The sequence below is a fragment of the Bacillus cereus group sp. Bce019 genome (assembly GCF_051781745.1).
Taxonomy (GTDB): domain Bacteria; phylum Bacillota; class Bacilli; order Bacillales; family Bacillaceae_G; genus Bacillus_A; species Bacillus_A cereus.
Genome location: NZ_JBPWJX010000218.1, coordinates 1 through 258, shown reverse-complemented (window position 1 = coordinate 258; position 258 = coordinate 1). Strand labels below are relative to the sequence as shown.

Below are 258 nucleotides of genomic sequence, written 5' to 3'. Positions count from 1 at the left end.
CCTCGCTTTCTAATAAAATAGCGTTTTTGTTAAGATTTATTTCAATGTGTGAAACTCATCCGCTACCCGTTCACACAAATAAGATATAGATAACGGATCAGATACAGTTAGACCTAATAATTCTTCGTAGTCCTTATAATTTTCCATTAAAGGTAAAAGCTGTTCCCTGCAATCCGCTAACTGAGTTAAATACGAATCGTTTTTCTCATTCAAACGTTCAATCTCTTTCCGCTGCTCCTTAATAACTCTGATAAGAGG

General features: G+C 35.3%; 1 protein-coding gene. It reads right to left on the bottom strand.

Going from position 1 to position 258, the window contains the following annotated elements; all coding sequences use genetic code 11:
• Window positions 1–36 precede the first annotated feature (36 nt).
• Window positions 37–258: hypothetical protein (locus ACS2QP_RS28085; RefSeq protein WP_438883114.1), on the bottom strand; the 222-nt coding region annotated here is incomplete at its 5' end.